The 367-nt window shown below is 73.8% G+C and carries 1 protein-coding gene; it reads left to right on the forward strand.

Annotated elements, in window-relative coordinates; all coding sequences use genetic code 11:
* The coding region (locus tag FLQ44_RS01965; RefSeq protein WP_147692821.1) for an ATP-binding cassette domain-containing protein at positions 1-367 on the forward strand (367 nt) is incomplete at both ends.

A 367-nucleotide genomic window follows, 5' to 3' on the forward strand; every position in this document is an offset into this window, starting at 1 on the left:
GAGCCGGACGCCGGCGACATCGACCTGCCGGGCGGCCTTCGCATGGCGGCGGTGGCGCAGGAGACTCCGTCCCTCCCCGACCCGGCAATCGACTTCGTGCTCGGCGGCGACAAGCCGGTCGCCGAGGCCCTCTGGGCCGCCACCGATGCCGAAGCGCGCGGCGATCACGAGGCTGCAGCGACCGCGCATCAGACGATCGAGGAACTCGGCGGCTACGACGCCCGCGCCCGCGCCGGCCGCTTGCTGCACGGCCTCGGCTTTCCGGCCGACACCCACGAGCGCGCCGTGTCGAGCTTTTCCGGCGGCTGGCGTGTACGCCTGAACCTGGCGCGCACCCTGATGACGCCCGCCGACCTGCTGCTGCTCG

The sequence above is a fragment of the Vogesella mureinivorans genome (assembly GCF_007644035.1).
In the GTDB taxonomy this organism is placed as follows: Bacteria; Pseudomonadota; Gammaproteobacteria; order Burkholderiales; family Chromobacteriaceae; genus Vogesella; species Vogesella mureinivorans.